This window comes from Nocardia sp. NPDC004260 (assembly GCF_053603155.1).
This window is the reverse complement of record NZ_JBSGEZ010000002.1, coordinates 1-25,776: the sequence shown is the minus strand read 5'-3', so window position 1 is coordinate 25,776 and position 25,776 is coordinate 1. Positions and strand designations below refer to the sequence as shown.

The following is a 25,776-nucleotide window of genomic DNA, read 5'->3' as shown; positions in this document are numbered from 1 at the left end:
ATCACTTCTCGTTGCGCGCCTTGGGGAAACGGGCCTGCTTGGCGACCCAGCCCGCCATCTTGGCCCAGTGGCCCTTGCGCGGGGTGACGATCGAGGTGAGCTCTCGATCCCATTCGTCGGCCTCGGTGAGACCGTCGATCGTGGCGACCAGTTCCTTGGCCGTCTCCAGGTCCGGGACCACGCGGTCACCGAGTACACCGTCGGAACCGACCAGCGTGACCCGCACACCAGCGCGACCGATCCGCTGGAGCACTGCCGTGGCGGTAGGTCCGTGATCGGCGACGAACCCCTTGACGGACTCGACGAGGGCGCCCGACAGCTTCTGCGGCGCCGTGGCGGTTTCAGAACTCATGGGACGCAGTTTACCGACCGGTAGGCAGCGTGCCCGCCGCTCGGGTGTAGAACTGGATCTCATGCACGCCATTCAGGTTTCCGAACACGGTGGTCCCGAGGTCCTGAAGTACGTGGAGGTGCCCGATCCGCGGATCGGCCCGGACCAGCTCCTGGTCGACACCCAGGCGATCGGCGTCAACTTCATCGATACCTACATCCGTACCGGGCGCTATCCGCAGGACGTCCCCTACATTCCCGGCGCGGAGGGCACCGGCGTCGTCGCCGAGGTCGGCTCGGATGTCACGGCGTTCGCGGTCGGCGACCGGGTGGCCTGGGCCGCCGCCCCGGGCAGCTACGCCCCGAAGGTCGCGGTGCCCGCCGCCGTCGCCATCCGGGTACCGGACGGCGTCGATCCGCCCGTAGCCGCGTCGGCGCTGTTGCAGGGCATGACGGCGCACTATCTCATCGAGTCCATCTACCGGCCCGAGCCAGGGGAGGCGGTGCTCGTGCACGCGGGCGCGGGCGGTGTCGGGCTGATCCTGACCCAGCTCCTCAACGCGCGCGGCGTCCGGGTGATCACGACGGTGTCCTCCGACGAGAAGGAGACGCTGTCGCGCGCGGCGGGAGCCGATGAGGTGCTGCGTTACGGCGACGGACTGGCAGATCGGGTGCGCGAGCTCACCGACGGCGTCGGCGTGGCGGCGGCCTACGACGGCGTCGGCGCGGCGACCTTCGAGTCGAGCCTGGCCGCGCTGCGCGTGCGGGGCACGCTCGCCCTCTTCGGGGGCGCGAGCGGTCCGGTGCCGCCGTTCGACCTGCAACGGCTGGGCGGGGCCGGTTCGCTCTTCGTCACCCGTCCCACGTTGGCGCACTACATCCGGGACCGCGCCGAACTCACTTGGCGCGCGGGTGACGTCTTCGACGCCATCGCGCGAGGCACGCTGAACATCCGGATCGGCGCGACCTACCCGCTCGCCGACGCCGAGCGGGCACACCGCGACCTGGAAGGCCGCAAGACCACCGGTTCCATCGTCCTTCTTCCGTGAGCCACGAGCGGTGGGCGGTCCGAGGGGCCGTCCACCGCCCGCTCAGTAGTCGCGGCCGGTGAGACCGCGATAGATGAAACGGGTCAGGCCCTCCACGGCCTGTTCGTCGGTCAGCTCGACGCTCCCCTCCTCCACCGCGGCCAGCAGGCTCTGGGTGAGCATGAACATCATCGCCAGGCTGGCGTCGGGCGTGCTCGGCAGCCGCAGGCCCCGGTCGGCGAATCCTTCGACATGGTCGGCGATGTCCGCGCGCTGTTGTCTGCCGAACCGTGCGACCATCTGCGCGAATTTCTCGTTGACCAGGGCCGCCTGATTCACCGCGCGCAGCACGGGCCCGTGCTCCCGCGCGAAGGTCCAATTCCCGGCGACGTGGTAACGCACCGCCTCCGGGTCGCTGAAATCCGGGTTGTGATCGGGTCCTTCCGCGCGCTCGTCCCCCGCCGCGGCCAGATCGCTCAGCAGCGCCTGGAGCAATTCTTCCTTGCTCGCGAAGTGGTTGTAGAACGACCCGGCCGCCCGTCCCGCGGCCGTCGTGATGTCGGTGATCTTGGTGTTCAGGTAGCCGCGCTCGGCGAACAACCGCAGCGCGGCGGCCTTCAACACCTGCTCGGTTTCGGCCGACTTCTCCTTGCGACTCAGCGACACCCACCTCACCTCCTTGACAAGGCAACGTACCAAGCATGACACTGAATATGCATTCAGTGAATATCAATTCATCAGGAGTACGTCATGGCACAGGTCGTTCTCGTCGCGGGCGCCGGACCCACCGGCCTCACCCTCGCCCTCGATCTCGCTCGCCGGGACATCCCGGTCCGGATCGTCGACAAGGCGGCCACGTTCTTCGCGGGCTCGCGCGGCGACGGCATCCAGCCGCGCACCCTGGAAGTGTTCGATGACCTGGGGGTATTGGACGCGGTGCTGGCGACGGGAATGCCGACACCGGTGATGCGCGTACATCTGGGCGGCGAGTTCGTCACCGAACGCCGAATGAGCGAACCGGTCGAGCCGACGCCCGCCGTCCCCTACCCGAACCTGTGGGTGCTCGGCCAGTCCCGCACCGAGGCCATCCTGCGCGAGCGGCTCGCCGAGTTCGGGGTGCACGTGGAGCTGGGCACCGCGCTGACCGGCTTCACACAGGACGACGACGGTGTCATCGTGACGCTGGAACACGACGGCACGCCGGAGACCGTGCGCGCCGCCTACCTGATCGGCGCGGACGGCGGCAAGAGCACCGTGCGCAAGACACTCGGCATCCCGTTCGAGGGCAGCACCGACGAGTCGCTGCGCATGCTGCTCGGCGACGTGCGCGCCGACGCGCTCGACCATGAGTTCGGCTACTGGTTCGCCGCCGCCGACGAGCCCATGCGGGGCATCGCGTTGTCCCCGCTGCCCGGTGGGCGTCAGTTCCAATTCGCCGCCCCGTTGACCGGCGACGCGGAGCCGAGCCTCGAGCTGCTCCAGGAATACGTGGACCGCTATTGCGGACGCGACGACGTCACCCTCACCGACCTGACCTGGGTGACCGTATGGCGTCCGAACATCCGCCTCGCGCAGCGCTTCCGCGACGGCCGGGTGTTCCTGGCCGGCGACGCCGCGCACGCGCATCCGCCCACCGGCGGCCAAGGCATGAACACCGGCATCCAGGACGCCTACAACCTCGGCTGGAAGCTGGCCGCCGCGCTCGCCGGGGACGACACGCTCCTGGACAGCTACGAGGCCGAGCGCAGAACGGTGGCCGCCAAGGTGCTCGGGCTCAGCTCCGAACTGCTGGACAAACTGGTCGACGGCGACGAGGACGCGATGGAGCGCGGAGCGGAGACCCAGCAACTGGACATCAGCTATCGAGACCCGGCCGAGCGCGGCTGGTTCGCCGTCGGCGACCGGGCGCCGGACGCGCCGGTGAAAGACGAGCACGGACGGCCCGTCCGGTTGTTCGATCTGTTCCGCGGGCCCCACGCGACGATGCTGTCATTCGGCGCCCAAGCGGAAGCCGGGCCGCACGCGTACGCGGTGGTGCGTCCCGGTGAGCAGGTGGACGGGCCGCACGTGGTGGATGTCGACGGGCATGCCCACGCGGCCTACGCCGCGGCCGAGGGCACCCGGGTGTTCGTCCGCCCGGACGGCTACGTCGGCGCGCTCAGCTGAAGAAGCTGCCGACGGTGTCCCAGCCGAGCACCGAGTCCACCGCGAGGCCGCAGAACACCACGGCCAGGTAGTTGTTCGACTGGAGGAACAGCCGCAGCGGCTTCACCGACTCGCCGCGCCGCACGCCCGCGTACAACTGGTGCGCCATCAGCAGGAACCACGCTCCGGCCACCAGCGCCACGGCTGCGTAGATCACGCCGGTGGCGGGCACCAGGGCGAGCGTGGTGAGCACGGTCAGCCAGGTGTAGACGACGATCTGCTTGGTGACGGTCTTCTCGGTGGCCACCACCGGCAGCATCGGCACGCCCGCCGCGCGGTAGTCCTCCTTGTAGCGCATGGCCAGCGCCCAAGTGTGCGGCGGCGTCCAGAAGAAGATGACGCCGAACAGCGCGATGGCGGGCCAGCCGATGCCGCCGGTCACCGCCGACCAGCCCACCAGCGCGGGCATGCAGCCCGCCGCGCCGCCCCACACCACGTTCTGCGAGGTGCGGCGCTTGAGGCCCAGCGTGTAGACGAAGACGTAGAACAGGATCGTGGCGACGACGAGCACGCCGCTGAGCAGGTTGGCCTGCCACCACAGCCAGGCGAACGAGCCGACCCCGAGCACGACGCCGAACACGAACGCGTTGCGGGTCGGCACCGCGTCCCTGGCCAGCGGCCGCTTGGCGGTGCGCTTCATGACCTTGTCGATGTCGGCGTCCGCGACGCAGTTGAGCGTGTTCGCGCTCGCCGCGCCCATCCAGCCGCCGAACAGGGTCGCGAGGATCAGGCGGATGTCGACGGTGCCGCGGTCGGCCAGCAGCATGGTCGGAATCGTGGCGACGAGCAACAGCTCGATGACCCTGGGCTTGGTCAGCGCGATGTAGGCCAGTACCCGTCGAATCAGCCGGGACGGTAGGCCGGGACCCGTGAACCGGTCGGCCAGCGCCGTCGCGGAGGAGCCGTGCGCACCATCGCCACCCGGCTGTTGCCCAATCCGCACTGTCTCTCCTCGCACGCTGTGCATCGCATCCGGCATCGACCAGCAGTGCACTCGTCCCGGTGGTACGGGTGCGCCCGCGCCGGACTTCCGTCCGCCCCGTCGCCCCTTCCGACCGGTGCGGCGCGACTACTACTACAAAGGATGGTAGACCCCCGCCGCGCTCGCCCCTCCCGTCGCCCCCGCGCTAGAGGACCGGAATGTGACGGGGGCGACGGCTTGTTCGGCTCGTCCGCCCCACCCGGTTCGGAGCCGCTTGCCCTCCCCTGTCCACGTCCTCGACTCGCGCGGACGCGCGGCGTGGATTCCGCGCCGCGGAAAAAAATTCATCGACCCCACCGAACCCGGCGAACCCACCGCATGCCTCGCACCGCGTGGTGCGGCAACTTTCGCCACCGCACCGGCGCGTGCCACAAAGCAGTCGCTTGCTCAATACTTCCCATCCCACCGAACACGCGCCCTACGAGGGCGTTCCCGGCCCGTCTCGCGTCCGGCATGCGCGCGACGCGAGCGCCGAAGTCACCCGGCCCACCCGTTCCGGCACCCCTGGTGCAAGGCCGCCAACACGCCGCCGTCGCAGTCGTGGCCTGTGCGAAACCACCTGCGAACGCGCAGCGCAACGGGCGCCGCGAAACCAACGCAGGGTTAATGGTGTGCCGGTCACCGGGCACAACTAGGGTAAGTGGGTATACCCGATTAGCACGCCGTGCTGCCGCGCGATCATCGCCACAGAAACCCACCCGCCGTCGACGAACCAATGTCAGGAGAACCTCGGTCGTGTCGATCACAGACGACATCCGCGCCCTCACTCAGCCGAACCACCCGGACGACTGGACGGATCTGGACACCAAGGCTGTCGACACCATCCGGGTCCTGGCCGCCGAGGCGGTGCAGAACGCCGGAAACGGCCACCCCGGTACCGCGATGAGCCTGGCGCCGCTGGCGTACACGCTGTACCAGCGGACCATGCGCATCGACCCGCGCGATCCGAGCTGGGTCGGCCGGGACCGGTTCGTGCTGTCGGCCGGTCACTCCAGCCTGACCCAATACATCCAGCTGTACCTGGCGGGTTACGGCCTGGAACTCGACGACCTCGAGAACCTGCGCAAGTGGGGCTCGCTCACCCCGGGCCACCCCGAATTCCGGCACACCGACGGCGTCGAGATCACCACCGGCCCGCTCGGCCAGGGCCTGGCCTCGTCGGTCGGCATGGCGATGGCGGCGCGTCGTGAGCGCGGCCTGTTCGATCCCGCCGCCGCGCCGGGCACGAGCCCGTTCGACCACTTCATCTACGTCATCGCCTCCGACGGTGACCTCGAGGAGGGCGTCAGCTCCGAGGCGTCGTCGCTCGCGGGCACCCAGCAGCTGGGCAACCTCGTGGTGATCTACGACGACAACAAGATCTCCATCGAGGACGACACGACCATCGCGTTCACCGAGGACGTCGCCAAGCGCTACGAGGCCTACGGCTGGCACGTGCAGGTGGTCGAGGGCGGCGAGGACGTCGTCGCCATCGAGGCCGCGCTGGAAGCCGCCAAGGCCGAGACCGGCAAGCCCTCGATCATCGTGCTGCGCACCATCATCGGCTACCCCGCCCCCAGCAAGATGAACACCGGCACCGCCCACGGCGCGGCGCTGGGCGCCGACGAGGTGGCCGCCACCAAGAAGATCCTCGGCTTCGACCCGGACAAGAGCTTCGACGTGGACCCGGCCGTCATCGAGCACACCCGCAAGGCCATCGAGCGCGGCCGGAAGGCGCACGAGCAGTGGCAGCAGTCGTTCGACGCGTGGGCCGCGGCCAACCCGGAGAACAAGGCGCTGTTCGACCGCCTCTTCGCGCGGCGCCTGCCGGAGAACTGGACCGCGAATCTGCCCAGCTACGAACCGGATCCGAAGGGTATGGCCACCCGCAAGGCGTCCGGCAAGGTGCTCGCCGCGCTGGCGCCGGTGCTGCCGGAGCTGTGGGGCGGTTCGGCCGACCTGGCCGAGTCCAACAACACCACCATGCCCGACCAGCGCAGCTTCGGGCCGGAGTCGATCTCCACCGGCATGTGGAAGGCCGATCCGTACGGCCGCACCCTGCACTTCGGTGTGCGCGAGCACGCGATGGGCGCGATCCTCAACGGCATCGCCCTGCACGGCCCGACCCGTCCGTACGGCGGCACCTTCCTGGTGTTCAGCGACTACATGCGCCCGGCGGTCCGCCTGGCCGCGCTGATGCGCGTGCCCGCGATCTACGTCTGGACCCACGACTCCATCGGTCTCGGTGAGGACGGCCCCACACACCAGCCGATCGAGCACCTCGCCGCGCTGCGCGCCATCCCGGGCCTCAACGTGGTCCGTCCGGGTGACGCCAACGAGACCACCTACGCCTGGCGCACCATCCTGGAGCGCGACAGCAGCGAGCACAGCTCGCACTTCTCGGTGTCCGAGCCGCCGCACCAGGACGGCCCGTCCGGGCTGGCGCTGACCCGCCAGGACCTGCCGATTCTCGAAGGCACCAGCTACGAAGGCGTGAAGAAGGGCGGCTACATCCTGGCCGAGGCGTCCACGGGCGCACCGCAAGTGATCCTGATCGCCACCGGTTCGGAGCTCCAGCTCGCGGTCGCCGCCCGCATTACGCTGGAGGAGCAGGGCATCGCCACCCGCGTGGTGTCGATGCCGTGCGTGGAGTGGTTCGACGCGCAGGACAAGGCTTACCGGGACGAAGTGCTTCCGCCCGCGATCGCCGCGCGCGTGGTCGTCGAAGCCGGTATCGCGATGCCGTGGCACCGGTTCGCCGGTGACGCGGGCGAGATCGTGTCGATCGAGCACTTCGGCGCCTCCGCCGACTACAAGACCCTGTTCCGCGAATTCGGCTTCACTCCGGAAGCCGTCGTTGCCGCCGCGCAGCGCACGCTCGAGAACGTGAAGGGATAAGCGCTCATGGCTCAGAACGAGAATCTCGCCGCCCTCTCGGCGGCGGGAGTGTCCATATGGCTCGACGATCTGTCCAGGGACCGGATCCAGTCCGGCAACCTGCTCGAGCTGATCGAGACCCGGTCCGTCGTCGGGGTCACCACCAACCCGACGATCTTCCAGGCTGCGCTCAGCCAGGGCCACGCCTACGACGGCCAGCTGAAAGAGCTTGCCGCGCAAGGTGCCGACGCCGACGCCGCGATCCGCACCATCACCACCGATGACGTCCGCGCGGCCTGCGACGTGTTCGCTCCGGTCTTCGAGGCGACCGGTGGCGTGGACGGCCGGGTCTCCATCGAGGTAGACCCCCGCCTGGCGTTCGACACCGACCGGACCGTCGCGCAGGCGGTCGAACTGTGGAAGATCGTCGACCGGCCCAATCTGTTCATCAAGATCCCGGCCACCGAGGAGGGCCTGCCCGCCATCGCGGCCGTGATCGGCGAGGGCATCAGCGTGAACGTCACGCTGATCTTCTCGGTGCAGCGCTACCGCGCGGTGATGGGCGCCTACCTGGAAGGCGTGAAGAAGGCCAAGATCGCCGGTCACGACCCCGCCAGGATCCACTCCGTCGCCTCGTTCTTCGTCTCCCGCGTGGACACCGAGATCGACAAGCGACTGGAGGCGCTCGGCACCGAGGAGGCGCTCGCGCTGCGCGGCAAGGCGGGTATCGCCAATGCCCGCCTCGCCTACGCCGAGTACCAGGATGTGTTCGACGGTGGCAAGCACACCTCCACGTTCCTGAACCTGGCCTCCTCGGGCGCGAATCGGCAGCGTCCGCTGTGGGCGTCGACCGGCGTGAAGAACCCGGAGTACCCCGACACGATGTACGTCACCGAACTGGTCGCCCCCAACACGGTGAACACGCTGCCGGAGAAGACGCTCCAGGCGTTCGCCGACCACGGCGTGGTCTCCGGCGACACGGTCAGCGGCAAGGCGGCAGAGGCCAAGGACGTCTTCGATCGACTCACCGCCGTCGGCGTCGACCTCGACGACGTGTTCGAGGTGCTCGAGCGCGAGGGCGTGGACAAGTTCGAGAAGTCCTGGGAGGAGCTGCTTTCCGCCACCGCCGACGAGCTGAAGTCGGCGTCGACCGGGAACGGCTGATCGATGGCCGGGGCAGCACCCGCGGATCGGCCGGACGCGGTCGAATGGCAGAACCCGCTGCGGGACAAACGGGACAAACGGCTTCCGCGCATCGCCGGGCCGTGCAGCATGGTCATCTTCGGCGTCACCGGTGACCTGTCTCGCAAGAAGCTGATGCCGGCGATCTACGACCTGGCGAACCGGGGGCTGCTGCCCCCGGCCTTCGGCCTGGTCGGTTTCGCGCGCCGCGACTACGCGGACGAGGACTTCGCGCAGGTGGTGCTGGAAGCGGTCAAGGCGCACGCGCGTACCCCCTTCCGTCAAGAGGTCTGGGATCAGCTCCTGGAGGGCATCCGGTTCGTCCAGGGGACCTTCGACGACGACGCGGCCTTCGACCGGCTCGCCGACACCTTGACCACGCTGGACAAGGAGCGCGGCACCGGCGGCAATCACGCGTTCTATCTGTCCATCCCGCCCAACATGTTCCCGATCGTGCTCGACCAGCTGTGCGCGCACGGCCTGGCCCAGACCACCGGGCCGGACGCGGCGCGCAAGCCCTGGCGGCGAGTGGTGATCGAGAAGCCGTTCGGGCACGATCTGAAGAGCGCGCAAGAACTCAACGCACTGGTCAACGGCGTGTTCCCCGAGGAGCGGGTCTTCCGCATCGACCACTACCTGGGCAAGGAGACGGTGCAGAACCTCCTCGCGCTGCGCTTCGCCAACCAGCTGTACGAGCCGATTTGGAACGCCAACTTCGTCGATCACGTGCAGATCACCATGGCCGAGGACATCGGCCTCGGCGGACGCGCGGGCTACTACGACGGCATCGGCGCCGCGCGAGACGTGATCCAGAACCACCTGCTGCAACTGCTGGCCCTCACCGCCATGGAGGAGCCGATCAGCTTCGAGCCCAAGCAATTGCAGACCGAGAAGATCAAGGTGCTCTCGGCGACCAAGCTCATCGAACCGCTGGACGAGACCACCGCGCGCGGCCAGTACACCGAAGGCTGGCAGGGCAGCGAGCACGTGGTCGGGCTGTTGCAAGAAGAAGGTTTCGACCCGAATTCGAAGACCGAGACCTATGCCGCGATCCGGCTGGAGATCGACACCCGCCGCTGGGCCGGTGTTCCGTTCTTCCTGCGCACCGGAAAGCGGCTCGGCCGCAGGGTCACCGAGATCGCGGTGATCTTCAAGCGGGCGCCGCACCTTCCGTTCGATCAGACCATGACCGAGGAACTCGGGCAGAACGCGCTGGTCATCCGGGTGCAGCCGGACGAGGGCATCACCACCCGGTTCGGCTCGAAGGTGCCGGGCTCCAGCATGGAGGTGCGCGACGTCAACATGGACTTCAGCTACGGCGAGGCGTTCACCGAATCCTCGCCGGAGGCCTACGAACGCCTGATCCTCGACATGCTGCTCGGGGAGCCGTCGCTGTTCCCGGTGAACGCGGAGGTCGAATTGTCCTGGCGCATCCTGGATCCGGTGCTCGACCACTGGGCGGCCGACGGCTGGCCGGAGCCGTACGAGGCGGGCACCTGGGGCCCGTCGTCCGCGGACGAGATGATCGCCCGCACCGGGCGGGAATGGCGGCGCCCGTGATCGTCGACATGCCCGACACCAAGACCAGCGAGGTCACCAAGCGCATCGTGCAGCTGCGCGAGAGCTACGGCGTGATCACCATGGGCCGCGTGCTCACGCTGGTGGTGTGCACGTTGGACAGCTCCGAGGCCGAGCACGCGATCGAAGCGGCGAACGAGGCCAGCCGCGAGCACCCCTGTCGTGTGGTGGTGCTCGCGCGCGGCGACCGGGAGGCCGCCACCCGGCTGGACGCGCAGATCCGGGTGGGCGGCGACGCGGGGGCGGCCGAGGTCATCGTCCTGCGGCTGCAAGGTGAACTGGTCAACCACGAGAGCAGCGTCGTCATCCCGTTCCTGCTGCCGGATACCCCGGTGGTGGCCTGGTGGCCGCGCGGTGCGCCGGAGTTCCCGTCGAAGGATTCGGTGGGCCGTCTGGCGGGCCGCCGCATCACCGACGCCACGTTCGCTGCCGATCCCCAGGCCGCGATCAAGAGGCGGCTGCAGTCGTATGCCAGCGGCGACACCGATCTGGCCTGGAGCCGGATCACGTACTGGCGGGCCCTGCTGGCGGCGGCCATGGACGAGCCGCCGTTCGAGTCGGTGGATTCGGTGACGGTGTCCGGGCTGCGCGACGAACCCGCCTTGGACATTCTGGCCGGCTGGCTGGCCGCCCGGCTGGGCTGTCCGGTGCACCGGCGCACCGGCCCGCTGAGGGTGGAACTGCATCGTCCCACCGTCTCCATCGCGATCGAACGACCGCAGACCGGCCGCACCGCGACGCTGACCCGCACCGGCGAACCGGTGCAGCGAATCGCCCTGGCGCGCAGGGAGACTCGCGACTGCCTCGCCGAAGACCTACGCAGGCTGGACGCCGACGAGATCTACGCCGAGGCGCTGGCCGGAATCGAGAAGGTGATCTATGGGTGAGCACACCGATTCGCCGTTCCCCAGCGACACCGTCGAGGTGCATCTCGACACCGAGTCGCTGGTGGCCGCCGCCGCGGCCCGCTTCGTCTCCGTCGTCGTCGCCGCCCAGGCCGAGCGCGGCTCCGCGTCGGTGGTGGTGACCGGCGGCGGGACCGGTATCGCCCTGCTCGAACAGGTGCGCAAGTCGCCCGGCGACATCGACTGGTCCCGAGTCGAGGTGTTCTGGGGCGACGAGCGTTTCGTGCCCGCGAACGACCCCGAGCGCAACGACCTGCAAGCCAGGCAGGCGCTGTTCGACCATGTACCGGTGGATCCGGCGCGGGTGCATCCGGTGGCCGCCTCCGACGGCGAGTACCCCGACCCGGTGGAGGCCGCCGCCGAGTACTTCGCGACGGTGCACGCCCACCTCGCCGAACACGGCGCGTTCGATCTGCACCTGCTCGGCATGGGCGGCGAGGGCCACGTGAATTCGCTGTTCCCGGATACCGACGCGGTGCGCGAATCCCACGACCTCGTCGTCGCCGTGACGAATTCGCCCAAGCCGCCGCCGGTTCGGGTGACATTGACCCTGCCCGCGATCCGCCGCAGCAGGCATGTCGTGTTGGTGGTCGGCGGCGCCTCGAAGGCCGAAGCGGTCGCCGCGGCCATCAGCGGCGCGGACCCGGTGGACGTGCCCGCGGCGGGAGCGACTGGTATGGAGTCCACCACCTGGCTGCTCGATCAGGAGGCCGCGTCCGCGCTGCGCTGAGCGCTCGCTACCAACTCCTTCATCTCGTAAATTCGCACATCGCGACCCCTAGTTTTCCGGAAGAACACCGCCGGATAACGCCGCCGAGCGGCGGAGTTTACGAGATGATCGGTCGATGACCGAGCAGACAGTGGATCTCGACGAGCGGTTCCGCACCGCCGTCGCCGCACTGGCCGCCCGCCCCGGCCGCCCGGCGGACCAGCCGATCGCACCCGGCGGCGCGATCACCGGTGCGGCGTGCCTCGAGCTGTTCGAAGCGCAGGCGACGAGCAGGCATCTCGATCTCGCGGCACGCCGCCTCGGCAGCGCCCGGCGCGGTTATTACAGCATCGGATCGTCCGGTCACGAGGGCAATGCCGCTGTGGCGGCGGCCCTGCGGGTCACCGATCCCGCCCTGCTGCACTACCGATCGGGGGCGTTCTTCGTGCATCGGGCCCGGCGCGTGCCTGGGCTCGACCCGATCCGGGACGTTCTGCTCGGGGTGGTGGCCGCGGCGGCGGACCCGATTTCCGGTGGCAGGCACAAGGTGTTCGGCAGCGCCGCCGCCAACGTCATCCCGCAGACCTCGACGATCGCCTCGCACTTTCCGCGCGCCGTTGGGCTGGCGTTCGCGATCGATCGCGCGGCCCGGCTCGGTGTCGCCGGTCCTTGGCCCGCCGACTCGGTGGTGGTGTGCAGCTTCGGTGACGCGTCGGCCAACCACTCCACCGCGGCCGGGGCGATCAATGCCGCGATCCACACCGCCGGTCAGGGAATCGCCATGCCCATCCTGTTCGTCTGCGAGGACAACGGCATCGGGATCAGCGTTCCCACGCCACCGGATTGGATCGAGCAGGCCTACGGCAGCCGCCAGGGCCTGGCCTACTTCGCCGCGGACGGCTGCGCCGCCCTCGACGCGCTGAGCACCGCGAACACGGCGGCGCGGTGGGTGCGGGACCGCCGCGCGCCCGCGTTCCTGCGGCTGCGGACCGTGCGACTGCTCGGTCACGCGGGATCCGATGTCGAAACCGCCTATCGCCGCCCCGCCGAGATCGCCGCCGATCTCGCCCGCGATCCGGTCGTGGCCACCGCACGGCTGCTGATCGAGTCCGGAGTGGCCACACCCACCGGCGTGCTCGACCGCTATGCCGACATCGGCCACCGGGTCGCCACGGCCGCCGAACTCGCCTCGGCGGAACCGAAACTCGCCTCGGCGGCGGCCGTGATCACGCCGATCGCTCCCGCTCGCCCTGCGCTCGTGCGCGCCGACGCGCTGCGGACCGAACCCCTCTCACCCAACGAGCGCGAACACGGGGAGACCGAGGACACGATCGCGGACCGCGGTGCGCCGCGGCGCCGCAATGGCGCCGCGCATACCGAGCCGATGACCTTGGCGCAGGCGATCAACGACACCCTCGCAAGCCTCCTGGCACGCGATCGCGACGTGCTCGTCTTCGGCGAGGACGTCGGCCGCAAGGGTGGCGTGTACGGCGTGACGAAGGGTTTGCAGAAGACCTTCGGCGCGCGCCGGGTGTTCGACACCCTGCTGGACGAGCAGAGCGTCCTCGGTACCGCGCTGGGCTCGGCGCTGGCCGGGTTCGTGCCGATTCCGGAGATCCAGTACCTCGCCTACCTGCACAACGCCGCCGATCAGATCCGCGGCGAAGCGGCCACGCTGTCGTTCTTCTCCGACGGCCGCTACCGGAATCCGATGGTGGTGCGGATCGCCGGATACGCCTATCAGAAGGGTTTCGGCGGCCATTTCCACAACGACAACTCGGTGGCCGCGCTACGCGACATCCCCGGAGTCGTACTCGCCTCCCCGGCCCGGGCCGACGACGCCGCGGCGATGCTGCGCACGTGCGTGGCGGCGGCCCGCGTGGACGGCAGAGTGTGCCTGTATCTCGAGCCCATCGCGCTGTATCACACCCGCGACCTGCACCGTCCCGGCGACGACGGCTGGCTGGCACACCTGTCTGCGGCCGAGCACGCCGAAATCGGCCGTGCGCGCGTCTACGGCGAAGGCCCCGACCTGACCCTGGTGAGTTTCGCCAACGGCGTGCCGATGAGCCTGCGCGCGGCTCGGCGCTTGGCCCGGCACGGAATCGACGCGCGCGTGCTCGACCTGCGCTGGCTCGCCCCCCTGCCGGTGGACGATCTGCTGCGCCATGCGCGCGCGACTGGGCGGGTCCTCGTCGCGGACGAGACTCGCCGCAGTGGTGGCGTGTCGGAGGCCGTGTGCACCGCGCTGCTCGACGCCGGTTTCAACGGCCGCCTCGGCCGCGTGACCAGCGAGGACAGTTTCGTGCCGCTGGGTCCGGCCGCCGCGACGGTGCTACTCGATGAGGACCGGATCGAAGCCGCGGCCCTCCGCCTGCTGAGCGAGCCGACCGGCACGCGGACACGGCGCGCCGAGGCCCGGCATTCCCCGGAATTCGATTCGGCCGGGGAATAGTGGAAATACAGTGAGGACGAAGGTGACCAGCAGCGGAAAGGACACGCGATGACCACGATGTCCATGCTCGGCGAGGTACGACCGGAGCACGAGCACACGGCCGACGGCGACCTGGTGCTCCTGCACTACTTGCGGTCGTTCCACAAGCCCGTGCTGGACGTGTGGTCGGCGGCCACCGAACGGGGCCAGCTCGCCCGCTGGCTCGGCGCCGTCTCCGGCGGCAACGGCAACCTGACCATCGAGCTGTTCGACGGTCCCGTCCCCGGCCCGGTCGCGGTGCGCGTCGACCACTGTCAGTCGCCGCACGAACTGGTCGTGCACATCGACGGTTGCCTGCTCGAAGTCCGGATGACCCAGGTCGGCGTGGTCACCACGGTGGAACTGACCCGCCGCCACGTGTGTCCCGCCGACGCGGGCGCGATCGGTCCCCGCTGGCAGTATCTGCTCGACCGGCTCACCGCCTACCTGGACTACCAGCCGCTGCCGCGGTGGTCGGACTATCCGAAACTGGCCGGGGAATACCGCTAGGCCCGCGGCTCAGTAGAAGAACCCGGCGATGCCCCAGCCGGGACGGGCCTGCGCCTCCCGGATCCACTCGACGCAGGACTCGATGGCGGCGAGTACCTCGTGGTCGACCTCCTCGCGCTGCGGTGGCGTGGTGGACTCCCACTGCACGAGCGCTTCCGCGCACTGCTCCGGCGTCCACTCGCCGTAGCCGGGCAACTCGTCGGGCTGCGGCAGCGACGGCGGCAGCGAGTGGTACATGAACGCGCGGACGCTGACCGCTTTGATGCCGAGCGTGGCCAAGCCGTCGTCGACGTGGTCCAGCCAGCGGCCACGGAACGCCGAGAAGTAGCGGTTGTCCACGAACCGGCCGTAGAACTGGCAGATCGTCTGGTAGGCGTAGCCGTACTGGAAACCGTAGGCCGGGTCGAACGGGCCGCCGTCGACGACGGCGCGCACCGCCTCGTAGCGGGTGGGCGCACCGGCCGCGATCTCCTCGGCGAACCAGTCGTCGTCATGGGTGAGCTGGGCTTTGAACCGGCCGCCGATCATCCGCCGGAGCTTGTCGTCCCCGCACCCGATGGCGCCCTTGATCCGGTCCAGCTCGACGACGTAGATGCTCAGGCTATAACTCATTCACCGAACATTAGCGGCGCCCACCGACACCGAACGCCGCTGAGTTCGAACGCGTTTCGGCTCAGGCCGGAAGCCCGGCCGGATGCGCGGCCAGATGGGCGAGATGAGTGGTGAGCAACGCGTTCACCTGTTCGGTCCGCTCCAACTGCACGAGGTGGCCCGCGCCGCCTATCTCGGTCACCGCGCGCAGGTCGGCGACGTGCCTGCGCATGGTCGCCAGCGGATCACGGCCGCTGAAACCTTCCATGTCGGGATCCCGGTCGCCGTACAGGAAATAGGCGGGCGCAGTGACTTTCGCGTCCGCGTAGTCGGCGGTGAGCTCCCAGTTGCGATCCAAGTTGCGATACCAGTTCAATCCGCCGGTGAATCTAGTGTGTTCGAAATCCCGCGCCAGCATGTCCAGCTCGTCGGCGCCGAGCCAACGCCACGGCAGCGCGGGCGCCTCCGGCAGCACGTCGAGATAACCGGTGCCCTCGGCCGGGAAACGCCAGGTGTCCAGGTAGTGATAGTCGGCGCTCAGCGCGTAGTACACGCGGGCGAGGAACTCCCGGGGACGCGCACCGAGTTCCTCGTCCGCCGGGCCTGGAGTCTGGAAGTAGTGCAGGTGCAGGAAGTGCCGGGCCGCCGCCTTGGCCCACAGCTGCGACGGAGCGCGCGGCGGGCGTGGCGAGAACGGGTTGTTCAGGACGATGACTCCGCGCACCCGCTCCGGCGCGCGTAACGCCAGTTCCCACACCAGCGCCGCGCCGAAATCCAGGCCGACGAACACCGCCTGCTCGGCGCCGATGTCGTCGAGCAGAGCGAGCAGATCACCGCAGACCGCGCGATTGGTGTACTCCTGCGGATCGGCCGGGACATCGGTCTGTCCGTAACCGCGCAGATCCGGCGCGATGGCGCGGTACCCGGCCGCCGCGATCGCGGGCAGCTGGCGGTGCCAGATGTACCAGGTGTGCGGGAAGCCGTGACAGAAGACCACCGGCTGTCCTGTTCCCTGCTCGGCGACGTGCATACGGACCCCGCCGGTCGTCACGAACCGATGCGTCAGCTCCACTCGGGCCTCCAAAGCCTAGAACACGTTATCGTTTCACGGTAATGTTCCGGTTTCGTGAGCGGAATACCCGAAAGGCTCGAAGGCAAGGTCGCGGTGGTCACCGGCGCCAGCCGCGGCATCGGCAAGGGCATCGCACTGGAGCTGGGCGCCACGGGCGCGACGGTGTTCGTCACCGGCCGCTCGGCGGCGCAGGGACGGCTACCCGGCACCGTACACGCCACGGCCGCGGAAATCGATGCCGCGGGCGGGAGCGGCATCCCGTTCGTATGCGACCACCGCGACGACGACGCGGTGGAGCGGCTGTTCGAGTTGATCCGCACCGAGCACGGCAGGCTGGACGTGCTGGTGAACAACGTCTACAACTCCCCCGCCGCGGCCCGCTGGCTGGGCAAGCCGTTCTGGGAGGTCCCGCCTGCGGCATGGGACGAGTCGTTCGACGTGGGCGTCCGATCGCATTACGTGGCGAGCTTTTTCGCCGCCCCGCTGTTGATCGAGTCGGGCGGGCTGATCGTCAATATCTCGTCGCCGGGCGCGCGCCGGTACATGCACAACGCGGTCTACGGCGTCGCGAAATCCGCCGTGGACCGGCTCACCGCCGACATGGCGCACAACCTCGCCGGTACCGAGGTCACCGTGGTCTCGCTCTGGCCCGGCATCGTGGACACCGAACTGCTGCAATTGGTTCCGGCCGGCACCGACGGCAGGCGGCTGGTCACGCTGCCCGGCGAGGGCACCTTCGATCTCGGCGACGCGCAGACGCCGCGCTTCACCGGCCGCGCCGTCGTCGCACTCGCCACCGACCTGGGGCGTCGCTCCCGCACCGGGTTGCCATGGCCCGTAGCGGATCTCGCCGAGTACTACGGATTCACCGACATGGACGGGCGCATTCATCGCGTCGACTGACCGCGATCAGAGGACCCCGAGAAAGCGCTGCACCGAGCGTGGCGGGACCGGCCTGGCGCGCCACGTACACGCGCCCTGCTCGTCGCCTACTTCCTCGAAGGCCTCGGGTACATCGTGATCGGAACCTTCGCGGTGGCGGCGGTGAGCGCGGAACGCGGGCCGGTGGCCGGCTCGGCGATGTGGATCGTCGTCGGCCCGGCGGCCTCGGTCTCGACCGTGCTGCGGGGCGTGGCCGCCCGGCGCTGATCTCCGGCAGTGCTGTTGCCCGTCGCGTTGGGGGCTCAGTGCGTATCGGCGGTGCTCCCGGCCGTGTCCGGCGCACTCTGGGCCGCGGTGACGGCGGCGGCCCTGTTCGGCGGGACGTTCGCCGGCATCGTCATGCTCGCGATGCGGGTCGGTGCCGAGTTGACCGATAGCGCCGCGGCGCCGCTGACGGCCGGTTACGGCGCGGGACAGATCCTCGGCCCCGTGGTGGTGGTCCCTGTGCTGGGGACGAGCTATTCCGCCGCGTTCGTCATCGCCGCGGTGGTGCTCGGCGCGGCGGCGCTCACAGCGGGGGCAGTGAACACCGGGATCAGGCGAACTTGATCTCCAGGCCGATGCCGAGGATGGCGATCAGCCAGATGAGGCCGGTGAAGATGGTGACGCGGTCGAGGTTCTTCTCCACGACGGTGGACCCGGACAGGCTCGACTGCACGCCGCCGCCGAACAGGCTGGACAGACCTCCACCCTTGGCGCGGTGCAGCAGCACCAGCAGCACCAGCAGCACGCTGGTGATGATCAGGAGGATATCCAGGAACATCCGCATGCCGGACAGTGTATGCGGTCGATGCGACGGCACCGAATCAGGCACTCGGCGGGCGCTAGCGCGGGTCGACCGCGACCAGATGGGTGACCTGCTCCCCTTCGTCGGCGCGGAACTTCGCGACCGCCTCTTCCCGCAGCTGGTCCTGAGCGGTGAGCCGGACCTGGTGCTGGTGCATGTGCTCGGCCCAGGACCGCACGACGAACGCCTCGACATAGCGGTCGATCACCCCGACGTCGCGATACAGGCGCCATTCCATCGCTCCGGTGCGCTGCCGGGACCGCCCCACGAAGGCCATGGCGGCGAGGAATTCCTCGACGCACCCCTCCGGGACGTCGTAGCCGCGCAGGATCAGCACCGGACCGTCGTCGGGATCGGGTTCGACCACCAGCTCGGGTTCCGGCCAGAACGCCGAGGGGGTGAGATCGAGCAACTCGGGATCGTTGCGGATGGGCAGCCACACCGTGCTCACCGCGCAGAACGCCAGCAGCCCGGCGGCCCACAGCAGCGCGGGCACCGAGCCGATCGCGCCTGCGACCACGCCCCAGACCAGCGAGCCGATCGCCTGCCCACCCATGAAGACCAGCAGATACACCGACAGCCCTCGGGCACGCACCCAGGACGGCAGCAGTAGCTGCATGGTCGAGTTCATAGTGGACATCGCCAGCAGCCAGGCCAGGCCCGCGAACACCAGCAGCAGCAGTACCAGCGGCACGACGTGTAGCAGCGCGGTGCCCGCGCTCGCCAGTCCGAACAGGATCGCGGCGGTGGTCAACCGTTGCGTGGGGGTCAGCCACGCGCGCAAACGCGACAGCGCCGCGGCGCCCAGCACCGCGCCGATGCCGAGGGCGCCGAGCATGAGGCCGTACCCGGACGACGACAGCCCGAGTTGATCCCGCGCGATCACCGGCAGCAGCGCCCACACGGCGCTGGCGGGTGCGATGAACAGGATCGAGCGCAACAGCACCCGGCGAATGGCGGGTGCCGCGCGGATGAACCGGGTGCCCGCCTGCAAAGCCGCCAGCGGACGCTCGGTGGGCAGGCGCCGATCGGTCGCGGGGCGGCGCCACACCGTCAGCACCGCGACGATGCCGACGAACGACACCGCGTTCAGCCCGAACACCAGCGTCGGCCCGGACAGCGACACCAGCACACCGGCCAGCGCCGGACCCACCGCCCTTCCGATATTGATGTTCATGCTCCCCAGCGCCGACGCCGCCGGGATCTGCTCGCGCGGGACCAGTTCCGGCTGGATCGCCTGCCAGGCCGGTGCGGTCAGCGCCTGACCGCAACCGAGCAGGAACAGCAAGGTGAGCAGCACCGCCGGCGTGGTGTGCCCGGTCGCGGTCGAGACCGCGAGGACCGTGGCCAGCACCGCCATCGTGGATTGCGCGCCGAGCAGCAGCCTGCGCCGATCCATCAGGTCGGCGATCACGCCGGACGGAATTGCCAGCAGCATCACCGGAAGCGTGATCGCGGTCTGCACGAACGACACCAGCGCCGCCGCATTGGGCTGGTCGACCATGATCCACTGCGCGCCGACGGTCTGCATCCAGGTGCCCAGGTTCGACACCAATTGCGCCACCCACAGCGCCCGGTAGATCGGAGAACGCAGCGGCGCCCACGTGGAAATCGGGAGCGTCGCGGCGGTCGTCACTCGCCGAAGCTTAGTCGTGGGACAGACACCGCCCCGACGCCGCATCCGCTGCCTGCGCCGCCGGTCGCGCCTGGGTCGCCGCGAGCAGCACCGCGGCGATCAGCAAGGCGGCACCCGCCAGTCCCGACGTGGTGAGGCGTTCGCCAAGGACGACCGCCGCCAGCACCGCCCCCGTCAGCGGCTCGAGCAGGGCGAGCACCGCGGCGGTCCCGGGACCGGCCGCCGCGAGCCCGCGGAAGTACAGGGTGTAGGCCACTGCGGTCGGTGCCAGCCCCAGCAGGAGCACCAGCGCGACGCTGCGAGGCGTCAGGTCGAACGCCACACCGCTGGCAGCCGCGAGCGGAGCCAGCAACAGCGCGCCTCCGGTGAATCCGAAGCCCGTGGTGGTCATCGCGTCGAGGCCCGGGACCGGCGCCGCGTTGATCACGGTGACCGTCGCGAACGCCGCCGCGGCCGTCGAGGCGAGCGCCGCACCCGCCAGCAACCCGCCCGCGCCCGCGTGGCCGGTCGGCACGCCGACCAGCAGAGCCAGTCCGCAGAGGGCGATGCCGATGGTCGCCGCCCTGCGCCGATCCACCGCACGCCTTCCGGTGCTGTGCTCGAGCACAGCGACGACCACCGGCGACATGCCGATCGTGAGCAATGTGGCGAGGCTCACCGACGACGCCGTCACGGCGCCGAAATAGGCGCCCTGGAAAACCGCCGAGAGTCCGGCCACCGCACCGATCCGCCGCCACGCCAGGGGATCTCGCGGCCACGGCCGCCGCGTTCCCGCGAGCAGCACCACCAGCAGCAGCCCGCCGACGGCGAGGCGGCAGGTGGCGACCGCGACAGGCGACAGGCCGGTGGCCCGGTGCAACAGCGTGCCGAGTAAACCGCCGGTGCCCCACAGGATTCCGGCTCCGACGAGATAGGCCAGCCCGGAACGGCCGGCCGAGGACACAGATGAGGACATGAAAGATCGCGCTCCTGCGACAAAAGGGATGGGTCGCGGAAGCGAGGTGCACAGCGATGCCGAGAAGAGCGCGCTCACCGATCGGTGGCGCGCTGGATACCTACACCTCGCTCAGGAGGCGGGCGGCGGGGTGATGGGGAAGCATCGGTGCACGGCACAGATACTAGTACGAGGCGTGGCGGCGAGTCATCGACGCCGCGACCGTCGAAATCCGGGTGCGACGGCGCATCATCGGTAGCATCGCCGCATGGTGGCACACTTGGCGCGGCTGGGACCCGTCGTCCTGCTCGCCCTTTGGGCGATCACCGGGTGCTCGAGTGGCGAACCGAAGCGGGGCGCCGACGAACCGACCCCGGCGGGCCGCACCTTCCTCTCGACCGATGTCCAGGGCACTCCGATCCCCGGGGGCGGTCCGCTGACGCTCGGCTTCACCGACAACCGCATCGCCGCTGACGCAGGCTGCAACAAGTTCACCGGCGCGGTCTCCTTCGACGACCACGTCCTCCATGTGTCCGGCCTGGCCACCACCCTCATGGCTTGCGAGGACGATCGGCAAGGCGCCGACGAGTGGCTGAGCGGGCTGCTGAATTCCGAGCCCAGCTGGCGGCTCGACGACACCCGGCTCACGCTGCACAGCCCCGACCGCACCGTGACTTTGCTCGACAAGAAGATCGCCCGGCCGGACAAACCGGTCAAGGGCACGCAGTGGCTGGTCACCGCGTTCATCACCGACAACAGCCAGGTCCGCGCACGCGCCCTCGACGAGGCGCAGCCCACGCTCGTCATCGCCGAGGACGACGGCGTCTCCGGCAACGCCGGATGCAACCGCATGACCGGCAGCGCCGAGGTGTCCGGCACCCGGATCACCTTCCGGATCGCCACCACGAAGATGATGTGCTCGCCGGAGGTGATGGAGGTCGAGCAGGCCGTTCTGAAAGCCCTGGACGGCAAGACCACCGCCACGGTGGACGCCGACACGCTGACCGTGCGCAACGACAACGGCGCGGGACTGGTCCTGCACGCGCAGTGAACGTACCCGCTACTTCTTCCGCGTGAGTACAACGCGATCGGCGACCCGCTCCGCCTCGCCGGGCGGCGCGAAGTAGATCTCCATCACCACCCGATCGGCCGACTCCGGCCGGATCACCGTGCGCATAGGGATGGTCTTGCCGACGAACTGCGGGCCGAGCACACCGGGGTCGGTGAATTCCCCGGCCATGACGATATCGGTATCGCCGCCACTGTTCTTCGCGCCCTTGTAACTCATTGTCATCGGCGTGACGCTGTCGACGGTCGTCCACTCGTAGCGGTTATCCGTCGGTGCGAATCCGAGCAGACCGAGCCGATAGTACGGCTTGTCGCCGAAGGTTCCCTCGGCTTCCTCCCGCAGGAAGTTGCCGCCGGTCTCAGCGATCCATTCCCACCGCGAGGCGATCTCGCTTCTGATCGGGTTCTCCGCCGTGCCGCCCGCGATGTAGGTGGATTTCTCGCCCTTCCATTCCCCCACGAGCTGGTTCAGCCTGCGGTGCCCGGCGTCCTGCTGCTGCGGCTGCACCGCCGTGGCGGTGGCCGACGCCGCGTCGTGGTGGGCGTGATCGTCATGCGAGGTATCCCCGGAGCAACCAGCGAGGGCGACCAGCGCGGCGAGCGCGACCGGGAGTGCGGCGTACAGCTTGCTTGGCATCACGGAAGTCCTTGTCCGACTGGCGAATCGAGCTGCGTCATCATCGCACGGCCGGACCGCGTCGGTGGTTCACCGTTGGGAAACGCGCAGCAGCCCGGTATCGCGGGAGCGGCGATACCGGGCTGTCGCGTGTAGCGCCGTATCAGGGCAGCGGGCCGCCCGCGGCGATGGCGGAGAGGGTGGCGAATTCGTCCCCCTTGAGCGAAGCGCCGCCGACCAGTGCGCCGTCGATGTCGTTCTGCGCGACCAGTTCTCCGACGTTCTTGGCGTTCACCGACCCGCCGTAGAGCACGCGGACGCCCGCAGCGACCTCCGGCGAGGCGAGCTTCTCGAGTTCCCCGCGGATCGCGCCGCAGACCTCTTGCGCGTCGGCGGGGGTGGCGACCTTACCGGTGCCGATCGCCCACACCGGCTCGTAGGCGATGACGATCTTCGAGATCCCTTCCGCCGTCAGGCCTTTCAGCGAACCGCGCAGTTGCTCGAGGTTGTACTCGACGTGCGTGCCCGCCTCGCGGACGTTCAAGCCCTCGCCGATGCACACGATCGGGGTGATCCCGTGCTTCAGCGCCTGCTTGGCCTTGGCCAGCACCGTGGCGTCGTCCTCGTTGTGGTACTGCCGCCGTTCGGAGTGCCCGACCACGACGAAGGCGCACCCCAGCTTGGCGAGCATGCTCGCGCTGATCTCTCCGGTGTAGGCGCCCGACTCGTGCACCGAGACGTCCTGGCCACCGTAGGTGAGCAGGAGCTTGTCCCCTTCGACCAGCGTCTGCACGCTGCGGAGGGCGGTGAACGGCGGGAGCACCGCCACGTCCACCTTGTCGAAGTACTTCTCCGGCAAGGCGAATGCGATCTTCTGCACCAGGGCGATGGCCTCGAGGTGATTGAGGTTCATCTTCCAGTTGCCCGCGATGAGCGGTTTGCGTGCCATGCTCAGCCCTCCAACACCGCGATACCGGGCAGCTCTTTGCCCTCCAGGTACTCCAGCGACGCGCCGCCGCCGGTGGAGATGTGCGAGAAGCCGTCCTCCGGCAGGCCGAGCGCCCGCACGGCCGCGGCCGAGTCGCCGCCGCCGACCACGGTGAACGCGCCCTTGCCGGTGGCCGTCACGATCGCCTCGGCCACCCCGCGGGTGCCCGCGGCGAACTTCTCGAACTCGAACACGCCCATCGGCCCGTTCCAGAACACGGTCCGCGCCTCGGTCAGCAGCGCCGAGAAGCGGTCCACCGAATCCGGGCCGATGTCCAGGCCCAGCCAGCCGTCCGGGATCTCGTGCGCGGGCACCACCTTCGACTCCGCGTCCGCGGCGAACTTGTCGGCCACCACGATGTCGCGCGGCAGGTGGATGACGTCGGCGTACTGCTCGAGCAGCCGCTTGCAGGTGTCGACCATCTCTTCCTGCAACAGCGAGGCGCCTACCGAAAGACCCTGTGCGGCAAGGAAGGTGAAGCACATGCCGCCGCCGATCACGAGCGTGTCGACCTTCGGCGCGAGCGCTTCGATGACTGCCAGTTTGTCGGAGACCTTGGATCCGCCGAGCACGACCGCGTACGGCCGATCCGGGGTCTCGGTCAGCTTGGCCAGTACCTCGACCTCGGCCGCGACCAGCTTGCCCGCGTAGTGCGGCAGTGACTGCGCGACGTCGTACACCGACGCCTGCTTGCGATGGACCACACCGAACCCGTCGGAGACGAACGCGCCGTCGTCGCCGACCAACTCGACCAGCGCCGCGGCCAGCTCGGCCCGGTCGGCGTCGTCCTTGCTGGTCTCGCGCGGGTCGAAGCGGATGTTCTCCAGCAGCAGCACGTCGCCGTCGGTGAGGCCTTCGGACCGCGCGAGCGCGTCCTGGCCCACCACGTCACCGGCGAGCTGCACGTTGCGGCCCAGCTCCTCGGCGAGCCTGGCGGCCACCGGCGCCAGCGACAGCTTCGGGTCCGGTCCGCCCTTCGGCCTGCCGAGGTGCGCGGTCACGACGACCTTGGCGCCCGCTTCGGCGAGCGCCTTGATGGTCGGCGCCGAGGCGATGATGCGGCCCGGGTCGGTGATCTGTCCCTGGTCGTCGAGGGGCACGTTCAGATCGGAGCGCACCAGTACGCCCCTGCCCTCGACACCCTCATCGAGCAGATCCGCGAGTGTCTTGACAGCCATGCGCGTCAGAGCGACTTGCCGACGAGGCCGATGAGATCGGCGAGACGGTTGGAATAGCCCCACTCGTTGTCGTACCAGGACACGACCTTGACCTGGTTGTCGATCACCTTGGTCAGCGGCGCGTCGTAGATCGAGGAGGCCGGGTCGGTGACGATGTCGCTGGAGACGATCGGGTCGGTGTTGTACTTCAGGATGCCCTTCAGCGGGCCCTCGGCGGCGGCCTTGTAGGCGGCGTTGATCTCCTCGATCGAGGCCGACTTGCGCAGGGTGGCGGTCAGGTCGGTGACCGAGCCCGTCGGCACCGGGACGCGCAGCGCGTAGCCGTCCAGCTTGCCCTGCAGCTCGGGCAGCACCAGGCCGATGGCCTTGGCGGCGCCGGTGCCGGTGGGCACGATGTTCAGCGCGGCGGCGCGGGCGCGGCGCAGGTCGCTGTGCGGGCCGTCCTGCAGGTTCTGGTCCTGGGTGTAGGCGTGGATGGTGGTCATCAGGCCGTGCTCGATGCCGAACTCGTCGTTGAGCACCTTGGCCAGCGGGCCGAGGCAGTTGGTGGTGCACGAGGCGTTGGAGATGATGTTCTGGCTGCCGTCGTACTTGTCGTCGTTGACACCCATGACGATGGTGATGTCCTCGCCCTTGGCCGGCGCGGAGATGATCACCTTCTTGGCGCCAGCGGCCAGGTGGCCCTTGGCCTTGGTGGCATCGGTGAAGATGCCGGTGGACTCGACGACCACGTCGACGCCCAGGTCACCCCAGGGCAGCGCGGCGGGGCCCTCCTTGATGGCCAGCGCCTTGATCCGCTGGTCGCCCACCACGATGGTGTCGTCGCCGTCGAGCGAGACGTCCTGGGGCAGACGGCCCAGGATCGAGTCGTACTTGAGCAGGGTCGCGAGGGTCGCGTTGTCGGTGAGGTCGTTGACCGCGACAATCTCGATGTCGGTGGTGCCGAGCGCCTTCTGCGCCTCCACCGCCCGGAAGAAGTTACGTCCGATACGACCGAAGCCGTTGATGCCTACACGGACAGTCACGTTATCGCTCCTCAACTTTCCAGCGGATCATTCCGATGTCCACTCACACTAACGTCCTGCCGTGACCTCTCCGACACGCACCTGGCTTTCGTGAGCGCGGGGATGCCTGGTCAGACGCCCGACCAGGACGAGTTCCGGCCGCCGGAAACGCCGCGATCCCCGCGCCAGGGGCGGCGCGGGG

Annotated in this window: 23 protein-coding genes and 1 pseudogene; 12 read left to right on the top strand and 12 right to left on the bottom strand. The window is 69.3% G+C overall.

Features of this window, described 5'->3' with window-relative positions; all coding sequences use genetic code 11:
• Position 1: 1 nt before the first annotated feature.
• Positions 2-352, bottom strand: a complete 351-nt coding sequence (locus ACWEO7_RS01680; protein ID WP_452420048.1) for a hypothetical protein — start codon at positions 350-352, stop codon at positions 2-4.
• A gap of 61 nt (positions 353-413) precedes the next feature.
• Between ACWEO7_RS01680 and ACWEO7_RS01675 the strand changes: the two genes are divergently transcribed.
• Positions 414-1,379, top strand: coding sequence for a quinone oxidoreductase family protein (locus ACWEO7_RS01675; RefSeq protein ID WP_452420250.1), 966 nt, complete (start codon positions 414-416; stop codon positions 1,377-1,379).
• 42 nt (positions 1,380-1,421) lie between these two features.
• On the opposite strand, the gene ACWEO7_RS01670 is transcribed toward ACWEO7_RS01675, so the two are convergent.
• Positions 1,422-2,024, bottom strand: coding sequence for a TetR/AcrR family transcriptional regulator (locus tag ACWEO7_RS01670; protein WP_452420047.1), 603 nt, complete (start codon positions 2,022-2,024; stop codon positions 1,422-1,424).
• An 84-nt stretch (positions 2,025-2,108) separates the two neighbouring features.
• Here ACWEO7_RS01670 and ACWEO7_RS01665 point away from each other — a divergent pair, with 84 nt between their 5' ends.
• Positions 2,109-3,524, top strand: coding sequence for an FAD-dependent monooxygenase (locus ACWEO7_RS01665; protein ID WP_452420046.1), 1,416 nt, complete (start codon positions 2,109-2,111; stop codon positions 3,522-3,524).
• Here the strand turns inward: ACWEO7_RS01665 and ACWEO7_RS01660 are convergent.
• Positions 3,517-4,506, bottom strand: coding sequence for a heme o synthase (locus ACWEO7_RS01660; protein WP_452420045.1), 990 nt, complete (start codon positions 4,504-4,506; stop codon positions 3,517-3,519). The genes ACWEO7_RS01665 and ACWEO7_RS01660 overlap by 8 nt on opposite strands.
• Positions 4,507-5,280: 774 nt before the next feature.
• Between ACWEO7_RS01660 and tkt the strand changes: the two genes are divergently transcribed.
• From tkt to ACWEO7_RS01625, 7 genes are all read left to right on the top strand, one after another.
• A complete protein-coding gene (gene tkt / locus ACWEO7_RS01655; protein WP_452420044.1) occupies positions 5,281-7,422 on the top strand; it encodes a transketolase in 2,142 nt (713 codons plus the stop codon).
• A 6-nt stretch (positions 7,423-7,428) separates the two neighbouring features.
• Positions 7,429-8,565 carry a transaldolase gene (tal, locus tag ACWEO7_RS01650; protein WP_452420043.1) on the top strand — a complete coding sequence of 379 codons (1,137 nt, stop codon included), beginning with the start codon at positions 7,429-7,431 and terminating at the stop codon, positions 8,563-8,565.
• A gap of 3 nt (positions 8,566-8,568) precedes the next feature.
• Positions 8,569-10,143, top strand: a complete 1,575-nt coding sequence (gene zwf, locus ACWEO7_RS01645; RefSeq protein WP_452420042.1) for a glucose-6-phosphate dehydrogenase — start codon at positions 8,569-8,571, stop codon at positions 10,141-10,143.
• Positions 10,140-11,048, top strand: a complete 909-nt coding sequence (gene opcA / locus ACWEO7_RS01640; protein ID WP_452420248.1) for a glucose-6-phosphate dehydrogenase assembly protein OpcA — start codon at positions 10,140-10,142, stop codon at positions 11,046-11,048. Before zwf ends, opcA begins: the two co-directional genes overlap by 4 nt.
• Positions 11,041-11,796: a 6-phosphogluconolactonase gene (gene pgl, locus ACWEO7_RS01635; protein WP_452420041.1), complete on the top strand. Its 756-nt coding sequence runs from the start codon at positions 11,041-11,043 to the stop codon at positions 11,794-11,796. Before opcA ends, pgl begins: the two co-directional genes overlap by 8 nt.
• 115 nt (positions 11,797-11,911) lie before the next feature.
• Positions 11,912-14,230, top strand: coding sequence for a transketolase C-terminal domain-containing protein (locus tag ACWEO7_RS01630; protein WP_452420040.1), 2,319 nt, complete (start codon positions 11,912-11,914; stop codon positions 14,228-14,230).
• Between the two features lie 48 nt (positions 14,231-14,278).
• Positions 14,279-14,758 carry a hypothetical protein gene (locus ACWEO7_RS01625; RefSeq protein WP_452420039.1) on the top strand — a complete coding sequence of 160 codons (480 nt, stop codon included), beginning with the start codon at positions 14,279-14,281 and terminating at the stop codon, positions 14,756-14,758.
• A gap of 9 nt (positions 14,759-14,767) precedes the next feature.
• On the opposite strand, the gene ACWEO7_RS01620 is transcribed toward ACWEO7_RS01625, so the two are convergent.
• Both ACWEO7_RS01620 and ACWEO7_RS01615 read right to left on the bottom strand, forming a co-directional pair.
• Entirely contained in the window at positions 14,768-15,370 is a 603-nt protein-coding gene (locus tag ACWEO7_RS01620; protein ID WP_452420038.1) for a DUF7691 family protein, read from the bottom strand.
• Between the two features lie 61 nt (positions 15,371-15,431).
• A complete protein-coding gene (locus ACWEO7_RS01615) occupies positions 15,432-16,379 on the bottom strand; it encodes an alpha/beta fold hydrolase (RefSeq protein WP_452420246.1) in 948 nt (315 codons plus the stop codon).
• Between the two features lie 96 nt (positions 16,380-16,475).
• Between ACWEO7_RS01615 and ACWEO7_RS01610 the strand changes: the two genes are divergently transcribed.
• The gene (locus tag ACWEO7_RS01610; RefSeq protein WP_452420037.1) at positions 16,476-17,324 is read left to right on the top strand and encodes an SDR family NAD(P)-dependent oxidoreductase; all 849 of its coding nucleotides are present in this window, start codon (positions 16,476-16,478) and stop codon (positions 17,322-17,324) included.
• Between the two features lie 27 nt (positions 17,325-17,351).
• Positions 17,352-17,912 (top strand): annotated as a pseudogene (locus ACWEO7_RS01605) (YbfB/YjiJ family MFS transporter).
• On the opposite strand, the gene secG reads toward ACWEO7_RS01605, so the two are convergent.
• Genes secG through ACWEO7_RS01590 form a run of 3 tightly spaced genes read right to left on the bottom strand, consistent with a single transcriptional unit; the run spans position 17,899 to position 20,741 of the window.
• Positions 17,899-18,132 (bottom strand): preprotein translocase subunit SecG, encoded by a 234-nt coding sequence (secG, locus tag ACWEO7_RS01600; protein WP_014351691.1) that lies wholly within the window; start codon positions 18,130-18,132, stop codon positions 17,899-17,901. The pseudogene ACWEO7_RS01605 and the gene secG sit on opposite strands and share 14 nt — an antisense overlap.
• A gap of 55 nt (positions 18,133-18,187) precedes the next feature.
• Positions 18,188-19,786 (bottom strand): MFS transporter, encoded by a 1,599-nt coding sequence (locus tag ACWEO7_RS01595; protein WP_452420036.1) that lies wholly within the window; start codon positions 19,784-19,786, stop codon positions 18,188-18,190.
• Between the two features lie 10 nt (positions 19,787-19,796).
• Complete coding sequence (locus ACWEO7_RS01590) at positions 19,797-20,741, bottom strand: EamA family transporter (RefSeq protein ID WP_452420035.1); 945 nt, start codon at positions 20,739-20,741, stop codon at positions 19,797-19,799.
• A 247-nt stretch (positions 20,742-20,988) separates the two neighbouring features.
• Here ACWEO7_RS01590 and ACWEO7_RS01585 point away from each other — a divergent pair, with 247 nt between their 5' ends.
• Entirely contained in the window at positions 20,989-21,771 is a 783-nt protein-coding gene (locus ACWEO7_RS01585; RefSeq protein WP_452420034.1) for an META domain-containing protein, read from the top strand.
• Positions 21,772-21,780: 9 nt separating this feature from the next.
• Here ACWEO7_RS01585 and ACWEO7_RS01580 read toward each other — a convergent pair whose 3' ends face one another.
• From ACWEO7_RS01580 to gap, 4 genes are all read right to left on the bottom strand, one after another.
• Complete coding sequence (locus tag ACWEO7_RS01580) at positions 21,781-22,425, bottom strand: DUF1579 family protein (protein ID WP_450014981.1); 645 nt, start codon at positions 22,423-22,425, stop codon at positions 21,781-21,783.
• Between the two features lie 142 nt (positions 22,426-22,567).
• Entirely contained in the window at positions 22,568-23,353 is a 786-nt protein-coding gene (gene tpiA, locus ACWEO7_RS01575; RefSeq protein ID WP_452420033.1) for a triose-phosphate isomerase, read from the bottom strand.
• Positions 23,354-23,355: 2 nt separating this feature from the next.
• Positions 23,356-24,570 (bottom strand): phosphoglycerate kinase, encoded by a 1,215-nt coding sequence (locus tag ACWEO7_RS01570; protein WP_452420032.1) that lies wholly within the window; start codon positions 24,568-24,570, stop codon positions 23,356-23,358.
• A 5-nt stretch (positions 24,571-24,575) separates the two neighbouring features.
• Entirely contained in the window at positions 24,576-25,595 is a 1,020-nt protein-coding gene (gap, locus tag ACWEO7_RS01565) for a type I glyceraldehyde-3-phosphate dehydrogenase (RefSeq protein WP_040867484.1), read from the bottom strand.
• Positions 25,596-25,776 lie beyond the last annotated feature (181 nt).